The 302-nt window shown below is 38.7% G+C and carries 1 protein-coding gene; it reads right to left on the bottom strand.

All coding sequences use genetic code 11. The features are described from left to right. The coding region (locus FDX22_RS32080) for a YceI family protein (protein WP_255433062.1) at nucleotides 1-300 on the bottom strand (300 nt) is incomplete at its 3' end. Nucleotides 301-302 lie beyond the last annotated feature (2 nt).

The raw sequence follows: 302 nt of genomic DNA, 5'->3' as shown, positions 1-302 counted from the left end.
AATATTCGGATATTTTTCTGCATCGAGTATATCGCTGCTACGGATATGTTTATCAAATGCTTCCAGACCGGTATTTAGAGACTTAACAGGAATGGTTACCTGCATTTCACCTTGCTGTTTCTCTGGAAGATATTTCACTTCTCCGCTGATGGAGTAAAAGCCACCATGGTTGGTTGATGTCTGAAAATGGTCGATATTAAATGTCGCATTCGTATGCGTACTATCCAATTTATATACTTCGGCATGTGCAATATTCACAAAACCTAATGCGCATATTGCGATCAATATGTTCTTGTTCATGG

It is taken from the genome of Citrobacter sp. TBCS-14 (assembly GCF_005280805.1).
Classification (GTDB): domain Bacteria; phylum Pseudomonadota; class Gammaproteobacteria; order Enterobacterales; family Enterobacteriaceae; genus Citrobacter; species Citrobacter gillenii.
This window is presented reverse-complemented; position numbering and strand designations above follow the sequence as displayed.